We start from the raw sequence: 5,091 nt of genomic DNA, 5'->3' as shown, positions 1-5,091 counted from the left end.
TGATTGTTGATATCATCACGACCAATATAAGTCAAGATTTCTTTAAAAGCATTGGTTACGAGAGCCCCAGAATCTTTGTCATAGTATTTACCATTTGGTGCAAAATGTCCCTTGACTTGTGTACCAGTGAAATCATCAAAGTAGACTTTAACACCATCAATAGTTTGTTCTCCCTTGAGTTTATCACCTTTGTCATTGACGTAAACCCAGTTGCCATCTTCAGTTTCAAGATAGCGTTTTGTAACAAGTGCACCAGAGTTTTTATCGTAATAGTGACCATCCTCTGCAAAACGTCCTTTGACTTGTTTGCCATCCTTGTCAAAGTAGACTGGAATGTTGTCAACGAAGTTGAGACCGATGAGGTTTTTACCGTTTGCATCCTTGTAGTACCAGTTGCCTTGGTTATCACTATAATAGTGACCACCAAAAACACGTGGAGCCTTGTCTAGGGAGACAGTTGGTGTAGGAGTGACGGGGGTATCTATTTCTTCACCAGGTTTCATCAAATGTCCATTACCGTTTGCATCGAATTTGAAGGCACCAGTATTTGTTCTAACAATGGTATTTTCAGCACGTGCACCGTTTTTCGCATCGTAATAATGAACGGTACCATCTTCGTCAAATTCAAACTCACCTCTAAGTTGTCTACCGTTTTGGTCGAAGTAGACATGGATGCCGTTTAGGGTTTGAGGTCCTGTCAGTTTGTCTCCCTTATCATCTACGTAATAGTAGAAATCTTCGCGATTCAAATCATTGCTAGAAAGTGGGTAATGACTCATATCCCAAAATTGGTTTTCACCATTAGGTCCAACGACTGAATTATTAGGAATGGTGATGACAAAGTGATTCACACGATTTCCGTCTTGATTTTGATAATTCCAGTTGTAGACATGAACAAAGCTATTAGTTACGAGTGCACCAGAGTCTTTGTCATAGTAATGTCCGTCAGGTGCGAAACGTCCCTTAACTTGTGCTCCGTTAGGGAAGAAGTACATGTTTGTTCCACCGAGATTTTGAGGCCCTTTAAGTGGTCTTCCATCGGCATCGAGGTAGTACCAATCAGTAGTATAGATGTTTTGATTGTTGATATCATCACGACCAATATAAGTTAAGAGTTCTTTAAAGGCCTTGGTTACAAGAGCACCAGAGTCTTTGTCATAGTAACGGCCATCCTCTGCAAAACTACCTTTGATTTGAATACCGTCTTGGCTAAAGTAAACAGGAACATTGTCCACATAGTTCAGCCCGACAAGATTTTGGCCATTTGCATCCTTGTAATACCAGTTACCGTTATCATCACTATAATAATGTCCACCAGAAATATGAGGTGCATTTTCAAGTGTTACAGAAGGTGAGACTGGCTTTTCATTGTCTTCGATTGGGGCAGGTTGTTCACTGTTTTTTGTAGGTGTTTTTGTTTCTTCGACAGGAATAGGTTCATTGACTTTTTCTGACGAAGTCTTTGTAGCAGATGCTTCTGAAGTTGCTGTTTTGATAGGTATAGCTTTATTGGCCTCATTTTCTTGATTGCTATTACTTTGTTCAGAAGTGATTTCTACTGGTGATTCGCTTGCTAATTCAGATGATGCGACTTCACTGCTAGGAGCTTCACTAAGAACCGTACTTGTACTAGTAGGTAGCTCAGTATTGGTTGAAATAGGATTTGTAGTAGGTGCTTTGACCTCAACATTAGTTACTGCAGTTTCTTGTGCAGGTGCAAGAATCTCAGTTGGTTGACTAGAAGTTTCAGGTGTTTTCGCTTCATCCGCAAATGCAGGTCGTGCGACTAAAGTAAAAGTAGCTAGAGCAGTTGCGCAGGAAAGTGCTACGACGTGTTTCTTGGACATTTGCCAATGATAATTCATTTCAGTATTCATAATAGACTCCCTTCAAAAATGAACACCGATGTTTAGGTGTGTAACATAAAGGAGCTGGGCCGTCAGAAGAGTGTTAAAAGTGAGCAAATCTATTAAAACGACTGAGCCCCATATCTAAATCTCTCAGGGCATGGCCATAAGACGATTTTATAGGCGAGCACGTCAAATGTGTGGCAAGGAGAATATGCTTATGCTGTGTAGTTTATATCTAGAAACAAGTGATTTTATTTTTTTTTATCCTAATACTTTTATTTCTCTCCTTTCGTTTAATTATTGAATCCAACCTATGGCATATGTCTTCAAATACAAAAAACTAGAGCTTTTAGTTTGAAGCAATCTCTCTAAAGCTCTAGTTTTATATTATAGACTGATGTGTGTATGAAAAGAGCCTTAGATTATCATGCCAAAGTGCCTAAGGACCAGTTTTCATGCATAAAAAATTATTTTGACGTTAGAAGTCTAAAGCCAAGTTCCTAATCCTAATCCCCTGTAGTACACTTTCAACGTTTTTAGTAAAACGCTTACATGCTCACCTATCTTTATTATAATACTTTTTTTATGACAAACAAGTTTTTTTACAAGATAATCGTAATTGTTTAAGAATAGTTCATATTTGGATTCTATTTGTAAGACAGTTATTGATGATATAAAAAAGGAAGTTGACAGTTGGTCGACTTCCTTTTGTATTTAGTAATTGAAATCCATAGTCACTTGTAAATGATTATCGAAGGATATGGCCAACCCCGTCATTATCAAAGTAATAAGTAACGTGATTGATTGTCAAGGTTACATTATCAGCACGATTACCAGAGCCAGGAAGATAATAGTAAGTCTTACCACCTAAAATGATGAGTTTATCTTTAGCTTGTATGCCCTTATATTGTCCATAATCATCATCGTAGAAGTAGACATGCTTGCCATCGATGACTCTTCTACCAGTCAGAATATTTCCCTTACTATTTGCATAATACCAGTTATTCTTATGTTCGAAGTATTTTCCAGTTACAAGGGCACCAGTCTCTTTGTCATAATAACGATTACCACTGATAGGATAATCAAACTCACCTTTCACTTTTTCACCGTAGCTAAAGTAGTACTGAATTCCGTCCAAATATTTAGTACCGTTAAACTTCTTTCCTTCTTCATCAACATAAAACTCTTTGCCGCCATCCTCAACCAATCTATCTGTTACTAAAGCACCGTTATCTTTATCGTAATAGTGATTATCAGGAGCAAAATGGCCTTTGTATTGGACACCATTGGTGCCGAAATAAACGTTGACGTTATCAATGGTGTGGGCACCAAGGAGGAGGTAACCCTTGTCATTGACATAGTACCAGTTACCTTCGGAATCACTGATATAGCGGTTTCGTTCAGTTGATTGACTTTTAATGCTGAGGACACCAGATTGGTCTGCCACATAGGTCTTACCATCGAAATCAAAAGTTGTATCTTTGACTTTTCGACCGTTATCTTTATCAAAATAGTAAACCCTTCCATCGATATCAACGAGCTCTCCCTTAGCTTGTCTATGAGTTCCTAAATGGAAATACATGTCGTAGCCATCAATAGTTGCAGGGCCAACGACAGGAAATCCATATTCATTATAGTAACGCCAGTATCCATCTTTATCTTGGACAAAATAAGCAGTAGTCTTAGGGTGAAGATCCTTAAAATCACTAGAAATGAATTTACCAACCCCATCATTATCAAATTCATAGATATTTGGAAATTCTCTCATAATATAGTGCGTAGGAATATTCAATCGTCTATTTCTAGCAATAGTTCCATCATTGTAGAAGTAATAGTTATTGAAAAATCTGTGCACGACCATGTTTCCATCATCTTGGAAAAAGTACCTATTACCATTGATGGTTTGCCATCCTGTGACTGGTAGGCCATCGGCACCTAAATAATACCGTTCGAGTTCAGGATGTTCATTGTTATCATAATTTGCATAAGGAGCTTCGTCAAATCTTATTTCTTTAGCATAGTTTTCTTCAGGAATGAATCGTCCAGCTTTGAATGTGACGAGGCGGTTCGTCACAAGGGCGCCGTTATCTGGGTCGTAGAAATATGATTTACCATTGACCTTACGGCGTTCACCCTTGACCTGTCTACCATCTGAGTCAAAGTAATAGGTTAAGCCGTCAATAGTTTGTGGTCCAGTAACTAGCTTTCCATCTGTATTCATATAATACCAATGCCCAGAATTATCTTGTAGAAAAGCTGGATGGTTATTAGCTAATGTTACGACGCCACTAGCATCAATATTTAGTTGGAAGTCACCATTCTTGAGATGAGTGTCTTTAATTAATTGCCCCGGATTTTCTTTGCCAGCATCTCCAAAAAGATAGAGTTTGTCACCAACCACGTTCAAGCCGTAGCTAAGTTGGTCGTTTCTATCGGGATTAAAGTAATAGGTTTGTCCTTTGATATCTTGTAAGCCAGAAACTCGCACACCATCGCTACCTAGATAGTAAGTTTGACCATTTTCTTCAACAAATTCATCATGGAGCATACGTGCACTATCTGTAAAGTAATAGAGTTTTCCATCAATGGTTTCGAAACCAGGATGTTCTCGCTCTTTTTTGAAATAATAGCGTTCTCCATTAATATCTTGCCATCCCATAAGCTTATTACCGTTATTATCGTAGTAATAAGTAACGTAATAAGGATGTCTTAAGGTAATAAGACTACCTACATAGTTAACTGTTTCGATGCGTTCTTCTTGTTCGGTGACAAATCCATTTCTTTTTTCAGTAAAGGCAGAACGGTCAGTTCCTCTCGTGGTATTTTCGTTTGGGATATCACCAACAGATGACACATTCTCAGCTGTAACACTCTCACTAGTCGTTGTACTTACCTCGGAATGTGCAGTTTCAGAACTAGCTCCTTCCGAACTAGCTGTGCTTGTGACTTCAGAGCTTGGTTTTTCAGAGACTGTTTCTGTTGAAGCAATTTCTGAGGCAGCTACTGGTGCTTCTGATACTGTAGCAGTTTCGCTTGAAGCGGTAGCAGGTGTGTTTTCTGTAGGTTTAGCTGTGGCTTCACTAGTCGCTGGAGCCTCGACGTCAATAGCACCTTCTTTGATGATGGCTTCAACAGTCGCTTCATTAAGAGGGGTAGGCTGTTCTTCAGCTGAAGCGTAGTTAAGGCCTGCAAAACTCAATCCTAAAGTGAGTCCTGTCACTGCAATAGTTACCCAATGTTT

At 38.8% G+C, this 5,091-nt stretch carries 2 protein-coding genes; both read right to left on the bottom strand.

Annotated elements, in window-relative coordinates:
* Positions 1-1,877, bottom strand: a 1,877-nt coding sequence (locus HMPREF2979_RS07520; protein ID WP_186821182.1) for a glucosyl transferase, incomplete at its 3' end; no start/stop codon positions are given.
* 721 nt (positions 1,878-2,598) lie between these two features.
* Positions 2,599-5,091, bottom strand: a 2,493-nt coding sequence (locus tag HMPREF2979_RS07515) for a glucosyl transferase (RefSeq protein WP_070655957.1), incomplete at its 5' end; no start/stop codon positions are given.

The sequence above is a fragment of the Streptococcus sp. HMSC078H12 genome (assembly GCF_001814615.1).
GTDB lineage: Bacteria > Bacillota > Bacilli > Lactobacillales > Streptococcaceae > Streptococcus > Streptococcus salivarius_F.
Note: the sequence above shows the minus strand (reverse complement) of the source record. Positions and strands in the feature narration are given on the sequence as shown.